Genomic DNA, 13,724 nt, shown 5'->3' on the forward strand with positions numbered 1-13,724 from the left:
CTGTCAACAGCCGGTGGTGGCAGGTGTGTTCAGCAGGGGATGGCCTGGGCGCCGATGAGGCCCTGGCCGGTGGCGGCGGCTCTTCGCCAGACCGGTACGAGGTCGTCGAGCAGGGCGGCGGCGTCCTCTTCCGAGACTTCGTCCAGGATGTCGTACAGGCGCTGCTCCACGGTGCTGCGCTGGTCGGGTGTCAGGTCGAGTGCGGCCTGGACGGCGGGGAGCGTGGCGCGGACCTCCTGCGGGGTGAGGACGAAGTGGCCGAACCAGCCAGGCAGGGCGAGGAACCGCTCGGCTCGGAGCGCGTGGGCGAGGCCGACGGCGGGGTAGCCCTTGCGGCAGGAGGACTCCAGGAACGGGCCGGCCGCCTCGTGGGTGCCCCAGATCCCGAAGAGCACGTCGAGGTGGTCGTCGAGGAGGTAGGGGGCGGCCAGGTCGTGAAGCTCCGTCACGTCCGGTCGTCCCGGGCTTTCGTGGCGCCACCGCTCCAGCCTCTCGCGGCCTGCCGCCGCCTGGGCGTCGATCAGGGGCGTGAACACCGGGGCCACGTCGGCGACCACGTCGACGGGCACCGGCATCACGACCCAGTACCCCCTGAAGCTCATACCGCGAGGATAGGCGGACCGTGTGACACCCGGGCCGTTGTTCCCGGGGCCGTTACCGGCGCCCGACGATGGCGTTGGCGGCGGTGTGGCGGGAGGACGGGTCGTCGGGGCCGCCCGGTGTCCTGGCGACGATGGAGTCGGGGGTGAAGCTCCACCCGGGCTTGCCCGTGTCGGCGAGGGGAGTGCTGGCGACGGCGAACCCGGAGCCGTCGGCGGGGGCGGCGACCTCGCTCAGGGTGGCGTTGCCGTCGCGGTGGGAGGCCCGCAGTCCGTTGTACGTGCCGTGGATGGTCTGGCCGCCGTCGCGCAGCGGGCTGAGTGAGGCGGTGGGGGTCTGGTACGGGTCGCCGGCCGGGCCGAGGTTCGTGAAGACGATGCTCGCGGTCGGTTTCGTCGGGTCCGCTTTCCCGGCTGCGACGGCCAGGTTGCGTGCGGCGGCGGCGTCCGCGGGAAGGGTCCCCACCGCCGGGTTGGGCGGGACGTAGGCGGCGATGTGGGTGGCGGTGTCGGGGTTGCCGTAGGCGAGGACGGCGCCCGGGACGTGGGACACCGAGCGGGGGTCGTCCACGCTGAGCAGGAGCTGGGGCGGTACGCCGGGGGTGTCGATCTGCTTCTGGAGGGCGTCGAGGCCGTCCAGGTTCGCCTGGGTGATGTTCTGCGAAGGGGGGCCGGTGAGTTCTCGGGCCATCTCCTCGCGGAGCTGGGGCAGCCAGGCCCGGTTGGCCTGGTCACGGACCTCGGCGGGCACGCCGTCCAGGGACCCGATCCAGCCGGGGCGGTCCTGGATGAGCTGCTGCCGGGTGGCCTCGGGCAGGGAGTCCCACCACGCCCGGTTGGATTCGGGGTTGCCACCGCCGCTCCCCACGCCGCCGCCCGGCATCCGGTCGAGTTCGGCGACGGCCTTGGTGATCTCGGCGACCTTCTCCGGGTAGTAGTCCCCGTCCTGCTTGGCGATGTAGTCGAAGGCGGCCAGGGCACGGGCGAGGCGGTCGTCGTCGCCCCGGGCGGAGGTGCACAGGGCGTCGATGTCCGTCACGAGGCGGTCCCGGGCGGCCTCCACCTCCTTGCGCCACTCGGGGTCGTTGCGGGAGTGCTGGTCGGGCGGCAGGACGCGCACCACCGGTGTGGCGTTCACGTCGGCGGCGACGATCTCCAGGCAGTTGCCGGTCGCCCGTGTGATGAGCGTCTGCTGGCGTGCCTGCAGGAGGAGGACGCTGTCGATGCCGTCGGTCAGCATCCGGCGCAGGTCCTCGATGAACTGGTCGACGAGCAGCAGCTGGTTGGTGCGGTTCTGGAGCGCGGTGGTGGTCGCGTCCGACGCCTGGCCGTGCCAGGACGAGGAGGCGAGGGTGCGCTGCATCGTCTGCCAGGCGGTGACCTGCTGCTTGTACCTGCCCTCGAAGGTCGTCAGGACCTGGACGGCCGTCCTGAGCGTGCCGACATCGGCTTCCTTGATCATTCCCCAGTAGTGCGGCATCAGCCCTGCCCCCCTGTCCCGGTCTGCGCACCGGCGCCGTCGACCGTCGAGGCGGCGCCGTTGTCCGTGTTCTCGTAACTCCTGGCGATGATGGACAGGTTGCCGGCCGCCTCCGCCAGGGTTCTGGTGGTGATGCGGTCGATGTGCTCACCCAGGTCGTGGAGGGCGGCCTGGGCCGCTCCTTCGAAAGACCAGTTCGGCAGGCCCAGGACCGGCGGCGCGTGGCCGAACGCCTCCGCCCAGTCCTGCTGGATGCCCTTCGCCACCGCGTAGCCGCTCTTCGACGCGTCGCGCAGGTCCTGCGGATTCACTCGGAACCCTGCCATCGTCTCAGCCCCCTCAGACACACCAGTTGCGTGATCGAACCGCCGCCCAGCGTAAACGACGAGCCCGAACAAGCCCAATGCGTCAGGGTTTTGACGGATAGCCAGCAAAAGTGCTATCCACCGTTCCCGGGGCCCGACCGCAGAGCCGAGCCCCGGGCGGCGCCCGGCTCCCGACCGCTGCCCCTGTCCTCGGCCCCAAGGGCGCGGCCGCGGGTCGGAGCCCCGCCGTGGATCACGAGTTGCCCACCCGGACGGCCCGAGGAGGCGTTCCGGGCCCCCCTCGGGCGATCGCTCGGCCCGGTAGCCCGGTAGCCCGGTAGCCCGGTCGCGCGTTCGAGTGGTGTCGAGCCGCCGGTAGAGCGAGATCGGCGCTGCGCTCCTGCTCGTCGAGGGCGTCAGGTGCATGGGTGGGAGGGGCACTTCGGTGCCCGGTCCCTGTTCCCGGAGTACGGAGCGTTCATGTCACCGCTGTCCGTGGCCCGTCGCCTGGTCGTCGTTCTGCTGTCCCTGCTCGCCGTCGCCATCGCCGGCGGTACGGCAACAGCGTCCGCCGCCGCGGCGAGTGCGGGGGTCCGAACGGGAGTGGACTGGGATGCCGTCGCCAGGTGCGAGAGCGGAGGGCGCTGGCAGGCCGACACCGGCAACGGCTACTACGGGGGGCTGCAGTTCGACAGCGGGACCTGGCGCTCGAACGGCGGTCTCGCCTACGCGCCGCGCGCGGACCGGGCGACCCGCGAACAGCAGATCGCCGTGGCCGAACACCTCGCCGAGCGCCGCGGCCTGACCCCGTGGCCGGCCTGCGGAGCCCGTGCCGCACACAGCGGCGACCACCCGGCCGCTCACACCGGCAGCCACCGGCCGGCGCACACCCGGCCCCATGCCTCCGCCACCCCGCCATCCCACGCCGACGCCCCCGCTCCGGTCTGCACGGACGACGACGAGGACTGCCCGGACACCTGGACCGTGGAACCCGGCGACACCCTCGGCGGCATCGCCGAGGCCTTCGCCACGGACGGCGGCTGGCCCGCCCTCTACGAACTCAACCAGGACACCATCGGCGACGACCCCGACCTGCTCCTGCCCGGCCAGGTCCTCGCACTGCGCTGACGCCCGTCGGTGGACCGGGCCCGTACGAGCGGCGGCTCGACCCGTAGCCCGGGCACCTCATGGTCCACCCATCAGTCTCCTGGCCGTGCTGTCAGAGCCCGGTGCGATGCTCAACCACCATGGACACCCAGCAGTTCTGGAACCTGATCGAGGATGCCCGCTCGCGAGTGCCGGCCCCGGACAACGGCCACGCTGTTGCGATCCGGGCCGGCGCGCTACTCGCGCTTCGCCCCGCCGGGGAGATCGTCGCCGCCGAGCAGGTCCTGCGGAACCTGATGGCCGACTCGTACCGGGCTCCGCTGTGGGGTGCCGCCTACCTGATCAACGGCGGTTGCTCCGACGACGGTTTCGACTACTTCCGGGGTTGGCTGATCACACAGGGCCGCACGACCTTCGACAGCGTCATCACCGACCCGGACCGGCTCGCCGCGCTCCCGGCCGTACAGGCGTACGCCGCCGACGGGATCGACATCGAATGCGAAGAAGCCCTGAGCATCGCCTGGAGCGCTTACCGGGAAGCCACCGGTGAAGACCTCCCCGACGAGGCCCTCACCGTTCCGTACCCGCCGCTGGACCCGGCCTGGAACTTCGACTTCGGCGACGGTGACCAGCTGAGCCGACGGCTGCCACGCCTGGCGGCGTTGTATTCGGAGTGACGAAGCAGACAGCGCGGCGCCGCTCGAGGTCCGAGCCGACGGGCCGCCTCCCGTGGGCTACTGGATGCTCCAGCGGTGCGGATGTCCGGGATCGTTCGGGCAGGTGAAGATGTTGAGTTCGCCGAATCGGCCGACGGTGATTCCGGTGCAGCCGGTGGGGGCCTTCCGGCCGGTTTCCGTTGCCGGAAGGCCCCCACGGATGGTCGGGCGGGTGCCTACCAGACCTTGTGGAGCTCGAACAGGTCGGCCTTGAAGGAGCCCTGGGTGACGTGGGATCCGGAGTTGGAGCCGTCCACCGAGAGCCAGCGGTTGCTGTGCTTGGCCATGATCGCCTTCAGGTTGGTGCCCGGCACCGGCTGGATGAAGAAGATCTCGCTCTGCGAGTAGTTGCAGGGCTCGTCGATCAGCCAGTTGCCGTCGTCGGTCATGGCCCGGTCGATGCCGAGGCACCAGTGGCGCGCATGGTCCATCAGCTTGTAGTACTTGCCGTCGGTCCGGGTCGGATTGTTCTCGCCGCACAGTGTCCACTGCTGGTGGGCGGCGTCCTGCCACGGCTCCTGGATGATCGAGCCGTTGTCCCACGACGCCTGGGACCAGCCGAGCACCATCCGGTCGCTCGCGTAGGTGTACGGGGTGAAGATGCGGTACCCGCCGCTCTCGCAGGTGAAGCCGTCCAGCGGATTCGCCGCGTGCGCGGCCGGCGCCGCTACGGTCAGCAGCGAGCCGACGAAGGCGACGCTGCCGAGCACGGCTCCGAGTCGGTGGGTGGAGCGCTTGCCGGACTTCGCCATGGTCTTCCCTCCTGGGTGGGACGCGGTCACGGGTCAGTGCTTGCAGAGTTCGAGGCGGGCCGCCTCGCGGACGGTCCCGGCCGGCTCGGGGTACGAGCAGAGCACCACGCCCTCGCTCGCCGCCCCGTACGTCGTGTAGTAGCCCGTGCCGTTCGGGTTGGCTTTGATCCAGTACCCGGTGCCCTGGCCCGAGCGGGCGCACAGGTAGCGGGTCCACTCGCCGTCGACGCGCAGGAACCCGCGGAAGATCCCGTAATTGCCCGGCGCGTTGATGTTCACCGTCCGGGAGGTGTCCGTGGTCCGGGTGTTGGCCCGGCTGGTCTCGACCTGGAATCCGGTCTTGAAGCTGACCTGCGCCAGGGCGGAGCTGTAGCTGAGGTTGAAATCGGCACTGTTGTTGATCTTGGTGGTGATCATCGTCACCTGGGAGAGCCGTTGCTGCTGCTGCCCCGTCGTCCCGGGGACGACGTTGAAGGACGTGAACTCGGTGACCACCGGGGTGACGGTGGCCGTCACGATGTCGTCCCAGACCGGCTCGATCTCGGGGTTGCAGGTGGCGCGTGGCGGTGCGTCGGCCTGCGCGGGGGCGGCGGTGAGGCCCAACCCGGCGACGGCGAAGAGGGCGGCCAACCCCGAGGTGAAGACGGTCCGTCGACGCCTGGGTGATGCTGTCATGAGGAGATCCCTCCGGTAGGGGGAATGGTTCCGGTCCGACCTCCCGGAAGCCTCGCGCGCGGCCTGACGCCCTGTCCATCCGAGATATCTAGGGGGGCCCTGCGCACACGATGGTTTTCGGCCGGGCGGGACCTGGCGGGCCTGCGGGACGGCATCGGGGATCGGCAGCGGCGGTCGAGGCGGGGCTCCCAGCCGTCGCTGCTTGCCGGTTCGTGGGGTAGGAATGGGGGCTGTACGAACCGGGGGAGGGGTGCGGATGAGAGCGGCGCGAATCGCCGTGGTGGTGGCGGGCGCGGTGGCGCTGGTCGCGGGGTGCGCTTCGGGAGGTGCGGGGGGTTCCGGGGGATCCGGGGAGCCCGGGGGGATGTCGGCGCAGGCGCACGGCTACCTGTCGGAGGCGCTGGACCTGTTGCAGCGGGAGTCGTTGAACACCGCGACGGTGGACTGGCCGAAGCTGCGGGGCGAGGCGTTCGTGCGGGCGGCCGGGGCGCGGACGGCGGCCGACACCCATCGGGCGGTCGGCGGCGCGGTGGCGGCGCTCGGGGACGGCCACAGCCGGTTCTACCCGCCCGGTGAGGCGGCGTCCGTGGACGCCGACCCCGTGACGGTCGACGCCCCGACGGTCGAACAACTTCCGGGCGGCATAGCCAGGTTGAACCTTCCGGCGGTGAACGGATCGGAGCGCACCTACGCCGAGTACGCCGCCCGCGGTCGCGCCGCCGTCGCCGGGGCGAGCGCCTGCGGCTGGGTGGTGGACCTCCGCCGGGAGAGCGGCGGCGGGATGTGGGCGCCGCTGGCCGTGGCGGCTCCGCTGCTCGGGGACGGTCCGGTGGGGGCCTTCGTCACGGCGGACGGCACCCGCAGCGTCTGGTCGGTGCGCGGGGGCGTGCCGTTCCTGGACGGGTCCCCGCAGGCGGAGCCCCCCGGGGACGGCGCGGACGCGTGGCCGAGCGCGCCCGTCGCCGTCCTCACCGGCCCGGGGACGGGCAGCGCGGGCGAGGCCGTCGCCATCGCGTTCATCGGCCGCCCGGACACCCGCAGCTTCGGCGCGCGCACCTACGGGGTGCCCACCGGCAACGCCGCGCACCGGTTGTCGGACGGTGCGGTCGTCCTGCTCACGGGCGCCGCCGAGGCGGACCGCACGGGCCGGATCCACGCGGGGCCGATCGAGCCGGACGAGCCCGTGGACACCCGTAAGGAGGGGGATCCGTCACTCGCCGCCGCGACCGGCTGGCTCGGGCGGCAGGCGTCCTGCCGGAGCACCCCGTAGTACCCCGTTGTCCCGTGGTGGCCGGAGCGATCGTCCGTGTCCGTCATGGTGCGGCCGGGGCCGTACGGGACGTGCGGTGCCGTGCGCCGGTGACGACGAGGGAGACGTTCTGCCCGCCGAAGCCGAAGGAGTTGCTGAGCACGGCCTGCTGGGGGACGTCCCGTCGCTCCGCGACGACGTCGAGGCCGATGTCGGGGCCGATGCCGGCCGCGGTGAGGTTGCGGGTCGGCGGGATGACGCCGTGCTCCACGCTGAGGACGGCGATGAGCGCCTCGATCGCGCCGGCGGCGCCGAAGAGGTGGCCGAGCGCGGCCTTGGGGGCCGTGACGGTGGCGCGGCCGAAGACCTCCCTGATCGCGCGCGCCTCGGCGGCGTCGCCGACCGGCGTTCCGGTGGCGTGGGCGTTGATGTGACCGATCTGCCCGGGGGTCAGACCGGCCTGGGCGAGGGCCTTGCGCATGGCGGAGACCTGACCGGCGCCGTCGGGGGCGGGCGCCGTGATGTGGTGGGCGTCGGCGGCGATGCCGGCGCCCGCGAGCACCGCGTGGACGCGCGCGCCCCGGGCGGCGGCGTGCTCGGCGCTTTCGAGCACCAGGACGGCGGCGCCCTCGCTGAGGACGAATCCGCTGCGGTCCGCCGCGAACGGCCGGGACGCCGAGGCGGGATCGGCGGTGTGCCCCGACAGTGCCTGGGCCCGGGCGAACCCGGCGACGGTGATCGGGGTGGTCGCGGCCTCGGTCCCGCCCGCGATGACCACGTCCGCCTCGCCGGCCCGGATGAGACGGGCCGCCAGCGCGATCGCCTCGGCCCCGGAGGAGCACGCCGAGACGGGCGTGTAGACCCCGGCCCGCGCGCCGTACTCGATGCTGATCAGCGCCGCCGCCGCATTGGGCATGAGCATCGGCACCGTGCGGGGTGAGACGCGCCGGGCTCCGGCCGTCTCCAGGACGTCGTCCTCCCTCAGCAGCGTGCCCACGCCGCCGATGCCCGTGCCGATCGCGGAGGCGAGCCGGTCCGGGTCCACCTCCGGGGCTCCGGCATCGGCCCAGGCTTGGGCCGCCGCGGCGAGGGCCGCCTGCTGCGAGCGGTCGAGCCGCCTCGCCTGTACCGGCGGCAGCAACGTGGCGGGGTCGACCGCCATCGTCCCCGCGACGGTGTCGGGGAGGCCGAGTCCCTCGTGCCCGCGCAGGACGTCCCCGCGGAGGCCCGACGCGCCGGCGAGCAGGGCCTCCCAGGTGGACGCCACGTCGGCCCCGAGCGGGGTGATCGCGCCGAGTCCGGTCACGACGACTTCAGTCCGGTGCATGCTCCTCAGCCTTTCTTGTATGCGATACAAGTGAATGCGGGGCAAGTTGTATCACATACAATTCCGGGATGGAGAGCGAGCGAGTGGAGAAGGAGCGCGTGGAGGAGCCGGAGCGCGTGGAGAAGAAGCGAACCGGAGCCCGACCGGCTCCGGGCCGCTCGCGGGACCGCGGTCGCGCGACGAGGATCCGGCTGATCGAGGCGACCGCGGAGCTCTGCAAGGAGCGGCCCGGCGCCGAGCTGAGCGTCGCGGAGATCGCGGGCGCGGCAGGCGTCTTCCCCAACCAGGTCACCTACCACTTTGGTTCCAAGGACTCACTGCTCGTGCACGCCGCCTTCCTCGGCCTGCTGCACGACGCCCGACGGATCGAGCGCATCGGCCGCCAGGCCCCCGACGCGGCGACGTTCCGGCGCAACATCGCCCGCGCCGTCCTGGCCATGCCCTCGCTCCCGTCCGTCACGCGGGCACTCGCCGCCGGGATCTCCAAGCCCGAACTCGCCCCCGTGGTCGACCGGCACCTCCAGCTGCTGTTCCGGCAGTCCGAACGCTTCGTCGGCCAGCTCGTCGACAGCCGCGGCTGGGCGGCCCGCCGACCGCTCGCCGTGGAGGCCAGGACGTTCTGGAGCACCGCGCTCGGCGCCGTGCTGCTCGTCCGCGCCGGGGCGCACGGCACCGTCGCCGACCTCGACCTCGCCGGATCACTGACCATCCACGATGAACCCGGTCCCGGCTGAGCGGGCGTGTCAGCCGGGACGGCCACGCTTCCGGACCATGTGGAGACAAGCGGCCCGCGAGGCCTTCCCCGACGCCGGTTTCGCGGAGCCCGCCGACGCGTCGGTCCTGGCGGCGGCCGAGCGCAAGCTGGGGGAGGAACTACCGTCCGAGCTCAGGCAGCTGCTGCTGGAGAGCAACGGAATCGTCGGGCGGACCAGCGTGGACACCGTCTGGACCGTCGAGCAGAACCTCCACTTCCGTACGGACGGTTCCTTCGCCCGGCTGTACATGCCGTTCGACGCACTCCTGTTCTTCGGGGACAACGGTGGCGGCGACCAGTTCGCCTTCGTGCGGACGCCGCGGAGGCCGGACGTCTTCGTCTGGGAGCACGAGACCGACAGCCGCCGCTGGGTGGCCGGCGGTCTCCGGGACTACCTCGGACGCTCGCTCGCCGACGGCGGAGACGACTGGTACCGGTAGCCCTCCGGCTCACCGGGGCATCGGCGTCCCGGCGCCTCTTCCCCAACGCCACCGCCCCGGCCTCCCGAGTGGTGGGAGGCCGGGGCGGTGGTGCGGTGCGGGTGCGCGGGTGCGCGGTGTCAGCGCGCGTCGCGCAGGAAGACGGAGCGCTGGACGGACTGGTGGCCGTTCGACTCCGCGCTCACCCGGATGTCCACGTCGGCGCCGTACTTCGGGGCCTCCTTGAACGTGGCCCGGAAGGTGTACTCGACCGTGTTGCCGTCACGGACGCCCGGCACGTTCGGGTCGACCGTGACCAGGCCGCACTCGTCCTTCAGCTCGACCGGCTTCCACACGTCGCCGACCCGGGCCTCCACCGTGACGTCGTTCGGCGTCGGCCCCTCGGAGCTCCAGACGGTCACCCGGGGGCGCAGGCCCGCGGTGCCGTCCGGCGAGGAGACCCGGAAGCTGAACGGGATCGGGTCCGTGGTGATCACGCCCTTGGCCGGCGGCATCACCGAGAGCATCTCCGGGCTGTGGCTGTCGACGACCGTGGCGTTCAGCTCGGCCTTCGCCATGTCCAGGTAGTTCTTGGAGTGCGGCACGGGGGCGTCCGCCTCGATCGTGATCTGCCCCGGGCGGTTGGCCAGGGACAGTCGCATCCGGAACTCGATGGTCCGGCTCTCGCCGGCAGCCAGGGTGAAGGCCGCGTCGTCGGCGGTACCCGCGTAGTCCATCCCGCCGCCCTGGCTGAGGTGGTCCAGCGTCTTCCAGCCGGAGGCGTCCTTGCGCTCCAGGGTGCCGTCCGCCATCGCGAGCACCATGGTGCAGGGCGCGCCCTCGTACTGCTGGGTGGCCACCACCGGGGCCACGCTGCGGGTGCCGGTGGCGTCGTTGTTCTTCCAGGTGACCGTGAAGGGGACCAGGTCGTTCAGCCCGATCTTCCCGCCCTCGCTCAGGCCGCCGAAGGTGATGCCGATACCGCTTCCGCCGGACGGGGCGGGGGCCTTCGGCGCGGCGGGCTTGGCCGCGGCCTTCGCGGCGGCCTTGACGTCGGTTTTGGCCGTTGCGGCCCCGGCGGCGGCGGGGGCCTGCCCGGCCGGGGCGGCGGCGGTCGGGGCCGCCTCGGCGGTCGGCGCGGCCGGGGCGGGGACGGCCGGGACGGCGCCCGCGCCGGGGGTGGCCGAGGAGGCAGCGGCCGGGGCGGAGGCGGGAGCGGAGGCGGCGACGGAGGCCCCGCCCTCGGTCGGGCCGCAGGCGGTGACGCCGACGGCGGCGACAACGACCAGCGGGACGATCTTCGCAATACGGGCGATAACGGACGCGTTCATGTGACAGTCCCCCCAAGGACATGGTGATGGTGGTGATCGAATGAGCGGGCGCCTACTGTCACGCCCCGAGGAGTCGGCCCGAGCCCCCCGGCTCCGCCGGCTCGCTCTCCCCGCCTCTCACCCTGATAGACGTCCATCCCGCCGGGGGGTTGCAGCCGGGTTCGAAGAAATTTTTCGCGGCCCCGCCCCCGCCCCCGCCCCTGGACCGAGGGCGGCGTCCAACGCCCCGGCCCGCGAATCCCGGCGCGAGTACCTGGTGCACGTAGGAGCGGTCGGCCCAACTGGTGAGAGTGCTGTTGACGGTCGAAATGATCGGCGTCTGCGGATTGTCGAACAGCACCACCGGCTCCAGTGAGGAGTTCATGATCGAGCCGGAGTCTGCGGTGATCGGCACCCACCCGATCACCGGGACGACAGGCGAGATCGGAGTGAGAAGGTCAAGCGACTACCTGATCCGATCAGGCCAGGTGCTCGATGACGGCCCGGGCGGCGCGCAGCAGTGCCTCGTCGTTCTTGATATTCCCGAAGAAGCCGCCGCTTCGGCGGGCGAGGGCGAGTTCGGCGTGGATCCGTGGAAGGGCGGGTGCGGCGGCGGGGCCCATCCGCTGGAGGCAGTCCACGACGGGGCCTGCGGTTGAGTCGTTCTCTTCCCATGCCTCCAGCAGCACAGGCAGGACGGCTGCGGCCTCGGCTGGGCCGCCGATGTCGTGGATCGCGGCGGCGGCGTGTACCCGGATTCCGACATGGCCGGTTTCGGACAGCTGCCGCAGGCGGGGCAGTGCTGCGGCCGCAGACCGTCCCATCCGGCCGAGGACGTCGGCGGCGTCCTGGTCCTTGCTGGTGTCGAGCAGGGCGGTCAGCCGCGGCACGGTGTCGGCGGGGTTGCCCTCGATGTCCCACAGGGCCTTCACGGCCGCGAAGCGCAGGTCCGTGTCCTCGGCGTCGAGGAGCGGCCGGACCGTCTCCAGCGCGCAGGCTGCGCCGGTGCCGATGGAGCCCAGCGCGTAGAGGGCCGCGCCGGCGGTCTGCCACTGCTTCTGCTCGACGGCGGTGGTGAGGGCCGTGGTGAGCGCGGGTACGGCTGCCGGGTCGCCGAGCGCGTTGAGGGCGGCCATCAGCGCGGTGGCGGATCCCCAGGGCCAGGAGAAGTCCGCGTCGGCCAGGCGTTGGGTCAGCCTCGGCAGCAGTTCTCCGGTGGCCTGCGGGAGGTGTCCGGCGACCTGCACGGCGCGCCAGTCGTCGGTGCCGGTGTCGAGCGCCGTCAGCAGGCTGGGCAGGGCTCGTTCGTCACCGAGGCCGGCCAGCGCCGTGACAGCCTGCTGGTGGGCCCGGCGCAGCAGCGGGTGTGGTGCGGCCCAGACGTTCGGGCCGTGGGTGGTGCGGTGTGCTTGGACGAGGGTGGCGAGGGCTTCGCGTGCGGGTTCGGCGAGGGTTGGGGGGAGCTTGCCGAGGGTTTCGGCCGCTTCGGCGGTGGTGTACGGGTCGTCGGGGAGCAGGCAGGCGGCGATCAGGAGGACGAGGCCGGTGTGGGTGCCGCGCCAGGAGCGGATCAGGTCCCAGGTCATGGCGATGGCGTCGTGGCGGGTGGCCGCGTCGGGGCTGCGGAGTTGGGCGGTGAGCAGGGTGGTGCGTTCGGGTACCCGTGCGTCCAGTACCCGGTGGAAGGTGGTCAGTAGTTCGGTGGTGGGGGCGTGGACGCGGCCGTGGCGGTCGAGGTCGTCGAAGAGGGCGGCTATCTGTGGTGGGACACCTCGGTCCGGTGCGGGTTCGGTGGCGATGCCTGTGCAGGTGCACTGCCCGCAGTCGGCCGGTCGGGCCTCGTCCTCGGGCTCGGGTTCCGGTTCGGGGGTGAGCTGCCGGAGCAGACCGGTCGCCGTCGGGACGAGGCTGTCGTCGATCGTCTCCGGTGTGCAGGCGGCCTGGTGGACGAGGGCGGCGAGCCGGATGTCGGCGTCCAACGCGGGGTCGGCTGCCAGCACGGCGAGCCAGGTCGTCACCGGGCCGAGTGCGCCTGGCAGTCGTTGGGCCAGTGTCGCGGCGGTCTCGATGACCAGGAGCCGCTCCAGGGTGCCGCTCTCGGCCGCCAGGCGCTCGCGCAGCAGGGCGAACGCCCGCTTGGCGTCGTCGAGGAACAGCCCCAGCGCCGGGATGGCGGCCTGTCGCACCTGCGGATCCGGGTCCGCCGCGTGCCGGACGAAGTCCTCGATGCGCTCACGCATCCGAGGCGCGACATCCGCGTGGGGCGTCGACGCGTGGCCGGACGGACTGTAGTAGACGCCGTCGGGGTCGCGGTCCAGCGCCGCGCTGCCGATGCTGAGCACGAGGCGGATGACAGCTGCGCGGTCGGGCACCTGTGGGTCGTCGGCGAGCGCGAACAGGAACGGCAGGCTCGCCGCTGTGCACGAGTAGACGTCGCCCTGGTGGTGGGCCGAGCTGTAGAAGCGGCTGAAGGCCCGCTCCCGGACGTTCGGGTCCGGCGAGGCCATCTGCTCCAGCCACAGCGGGACTTCGTCGGCTGGACCATAGGCGTGGCCCATCGACGACCAGTCGACGCGGTCGAGGCCCTCCAGATTGTTGATCATGGGTCACACGGTGACACGGGGGACTGACACCGCCACCAGCGCGGCCGATCGCTGGTCAAGGTCGAGGCGGTGCCAGGATCCCCGATGATCATCGACGGGCCGGTAGCACCGTTGGGGCAAGTGAGCGTTTATTCCCCCCAGCTGGGATGGAGGTTGAGTTATCCCCGCGAGCGCGGGGCCGACCACAGGACTGGCGGGATCACCTCCCCGTCGACGGAGTTATCCCCGCGAGCGCGGGGCCGACCGGACCGGCCGGATCCCGGAACACGAGGGAGTGGAGTTATCCCCGCGAGCGCAGGGCCGACACTTCCTGACCTGCTGTGATTGGGACCAGAGCGCGCCAATTCATTCAGTTCGAATTCGGAGCTCCGCGGGCGCGGGGCCGGTGTCCCGGAGGCCGTCTCTCCGAGGTGCGCCCTGGCAAGCCG

General features: G+C 72.3%; 13 protein-coding genes. 5 read left to right on the forward strand and 8 right to left on the reverse strand.

The window, feature by feature from the left end:
- Nucleotides 1-29 precede the first annotated feature (29 nt).
- The 3 genes from ACFY4B_RS25420 to ACFY4B_RS25430 are packed head-to-tail and all read right to left on the reverse strand — an operon-like array spanning nucleotide 30 to nucleotide 2,405.
- Nucleotides 30-602 (reverse strand): hypothetical protein, encoded by a 573-nt coding sequence (locus tag ACFY4B_RS25420; protein WP_387971258.1) that lies wholly within the window; start codon nucleotides 600-602, stop codon nucleotides 30-32.
- 52 nt (nucleotides 603-654) lie between these two features.
- Nucleotides 655-2,079 carry a hypothetical protein gene (locus tag ACFY4B_RS25425; protein WP_387971261.1) on the reverse strand — a complete coding sequence of 475 codons (1,425 nt, stop codon included), beginning with the start codon at nucleotides 2,077-2,079 and terminating at the stop codon, nucleotides 655-657.
- Nucleotides 2,079-2,405, reverse strand: a complete 327-nt coding sequence (locus ACFY4B_RS25430) for a hypothetical protein (RefSeq protein WP_143204587.1) — start codon at nucleotides 2,403-2,405, stop codon at nucleotides 2,079-2,081. Before ACFY4B_RS25430 ends, ACFY4B_RS25425 begins: the two co-directional genes overlap by 1 nt.
- 459 nt (nucleotides 2,406-2,864) lie before the next feature.
- Here ACFY4B_RS25430 and ACFY4B_RS25435 point away from each other — a divergent pair, with 459 nt between their 5' ends.
- Complete coding sequence (locus tag ACFY4B_RS25435; RefSeq protein WP_387971264.1) at nucleotides 2,865-3,512, forward strand: transglycosylase family protein; 648 nt, start codon at nucleotides 2,865-2,867, stop codon at nucleotides 3,510-3,512.
- Nucleotides 3,513-3,631: 119 nt separating this feature from the next.
- Nucleotides 3,632-4,168, forward strand: coding sequence for a DUF4240 domain-containing protein (locus tag ACFY4B_RS25440; protein WP_380743364.1), 537 nt, complete (start codon nucleotides 3,632-3,634; stop codon nucleotides 4,166-4,168).
- Between the two features lie 215 nt (nucleotides 4,169-4,383).
- Here the strand turns inward: ACFY4B_RS25440 and ACFY4B_RS25445 are convergent, their stop codons facing one another.
- Nucleotides 4,384-4,959: an RICIN domain-containing protein gene (locus tag ACFY4B_RS25445; RefSeq protein ID WP_387971267.1), complete on the reverse strand. Its 576-nt coding sequence runs from the start codon at nucleotides 4,957-4,959 to the stop codon at nucleotides 4,384-4,386.
- 33 nt (nucleotides 4,960-4,992) lie between these two features.
- The gene (locus ACFY4B_RS25450) at nucleotides 4,993-5,634 is read right to left on the reverse strand and encodes a hypothetical protein (protein ID WP_143204585.1); all 642 of its coding nucleotides are present in this window, start codon (nucleotides 5,632-5,634) and stop codon (nucleotides 4,993-4,995) included.
- Nucleotides 5,635-5,998: 364 nt separating this feature from the next.
- Here ACFY4B_RS25450 and ACFY4B_RS25455 point away from each other — a divergent pair, with 364 nt between their 5' ends.
- Nucleotides 5,999-6,904 (forward strand): S41 family peptidase, encoded by a 906-nt coding sequence (locus tag ACFY4B_RS25455; protein WP_387971270.1) that lies wholly within the window; start codon nucleotides 5,999-6,001, stop codon nucleotides 6,902-6,904.
- Between the two features lie 43 nt (nucleotides 6,905-6,947).
- On the opposite strand, the gene ACFY4B_RS25460 is transcribed toward ACFY4B_RS25455, so the two are convergent.
- Nucleotides 6,948-8,210, reverse strand: coding sequence for a beta-ketoacyl-[acyl-carrier-protein] synthase family protein (locus tag ACFY4B_RS25460; protein WP_387971273.1), 1,263 nt, complete (start codon nucleotides 8,208-8,210; stop codon nucleotides 6,948-6,950).
- Between the two features lie 68 nt (nucleotides 8,211-8,278).
- On the opposite strand from ACFY4B_RS25460, the gene ACFY4B_RS25465 reads away from it, so the two are divergent.
- Nucleotides 8,279-8,944: a TetR/AcrR family transcriptional regulator C-terminal domain-containing protein gene (locus tag ACFY4B_RS25465; RefSeq protein ID WP_387971276.1), complete on the forward strand. Its 666-nt coding sequence runs from the start codon at nucleotides 8,279-8,281 to the stop codon at nucleotides 8,942-8,944.
- Between the two features lie 37 nt (nucleotides 8,945-8,981).
- Complete coding sequence (locus tag ACFY4B_RS25470; RefSeq protein ID WP_387971279.1) at nucleotides 8,982-9,404, forward strand: SMI1/KNR4 family protein; 423 nt, start codon at nucleotides 8,982-8,984, stop codon at nucleotides 9,402-9,404.
- A 119-nt stretch (nucleotides 9,405-9,523) separates the two neighbouring features.
- Here ACFY4B_RS25470 and ACFY4B_RS25475 read toward each other — a convergent pair whose 3' ends face one another.
- Nucleotides 9,524-10,714 carry a hypothetical protein gene (locus ACFY4B_RS25475; protein WP_387971282.1) on the reverse strand — a complete coding sequence of 397 codons (1,191 nt, stop codon included), beginning with the start codon at nucleotides 10,712-10,714 and terminating at the stop codon, nucleotides 9,524-9,526.
- A gap of 458 nt (nucleotides 10,715-11,172) precedes the next feature.
- Nucleotides 11,173-13,296 carry a HEAT repeat domain-containing protein gene (locus ACFY4B_RS25480; RefSeq protein ID WP_387971285.1) on the reverse strand — a complete coding sequence of 708 codons (2,124 nt, stop codon included), beginning with the start codon at nucleotides 13,294-13,296 and terminating at the stop codon, nucleotides 11,173-11,175.
- Between the last annotated feature and the right edge of the window lie 428 nt (nucleotides 13,297-13,724).

Origin of the sequence: Kitasatospora sp. NPDC001261, assembly GCF_042896795.1 — a bacterium.
Taxonomy (GTDB): Bacteria; Actinomycetota; Actinomycetes; order Streptomycetales; family Streptomycetaceae; genus Kitasatospora.

Coding starts and splice junctions, on each gene's coding strand:
- ACFY4B_RS25420 (WP_387971258.1), bottom strand. CDS start 602: ATGAGCTTCAGGGGGTACTGGGTCGTGATGCCGGTGCCCGTCGACGTG.
- ACFY4B_RS25425 (WP_387971261.1), bottom strand. CDS start 2,079: ATGCCGCACTACTGGGGAATGATCAAGGAAGCCGATGTCGGCACGCTC.
- ACFY4B_RS25430 (WP_143204587.1), bottom strand. CDS start 2,405: ATGGCAGGGTTCCGAGTGAATCCGCAGGACCTGCGCGACGCGTCGAAG.
- ACFY4B_RS25435 (WP_387971264.1), top strand. CDS start 2,865: ATGTCACCGCTGTCCGTGGCCCGTCGCCTGGTCGTCGTTCTGCTGTCC.
- ACFY4B_RS25440 (WP_380743364.1), top strand. CDS start 3,632: ATGGACACCCAGCAGTTCTGGAACCTGATCGAGGATGCCCGCTCGCGA.
- ACFY4B_RS25445 (WP_387971267.1), bottom strand. CDS start 4,959: ATGGCGAAGTCCGGCAAGCGCTCCACCCACCGACTCGGAGCCGTGCTC.
- ACFY4B_RS25450 (WP_143204585.1), bottom strand. CDS start 5,634: ATGACAGCATCACCCAGGCGTCGACGGACCGTCTTCACCTCGGGGTTG.
- ACFY4B_RS25455 (WP_387971270.1), top strand. CDS start 5,999: ATGTCGGCGCAGGCGCACGGCTACCTGTCGGAGGCGCTGGACCTGTTG.
- ACFY4B_RS25460 (WP_387971273.1), bottom strand. CDS start 8,210: ATGCACCGGACTGAAGTCGTCGTGACCGGACTCGGCGCGATCACCCCG.
- ACFY4B_RS25465 (WP_387971276.1), top strand. CDS start 8,279: ATGGAGAGCGAGCGAGTGGAGAAGGAGCGCGTGGAGGAGCCGGAGCGC.
- ACFY4B_RS25470 (WP_387971279.1), top strand. CDS start 8,982: ATGTGGAGACAAGCGGCCCGCGAGGCCTTCCCCGACGCCGGTTTCGCG.
- ACFY4B_RS25475 (WP_387971282.1), bottom strand. CDS start 10,714: ATGAACGCGTCCGTTATCGCCCGTATTGCGAAGATCGTCCCGCTGGTC.
- ACFY4B_RS25480 (WP_387971285.1), bottom strand. CDS start 13,296: ATGATCAACAATCTGGAGGGCCTCGACCGCGTCGACTGGTCGTCGATG.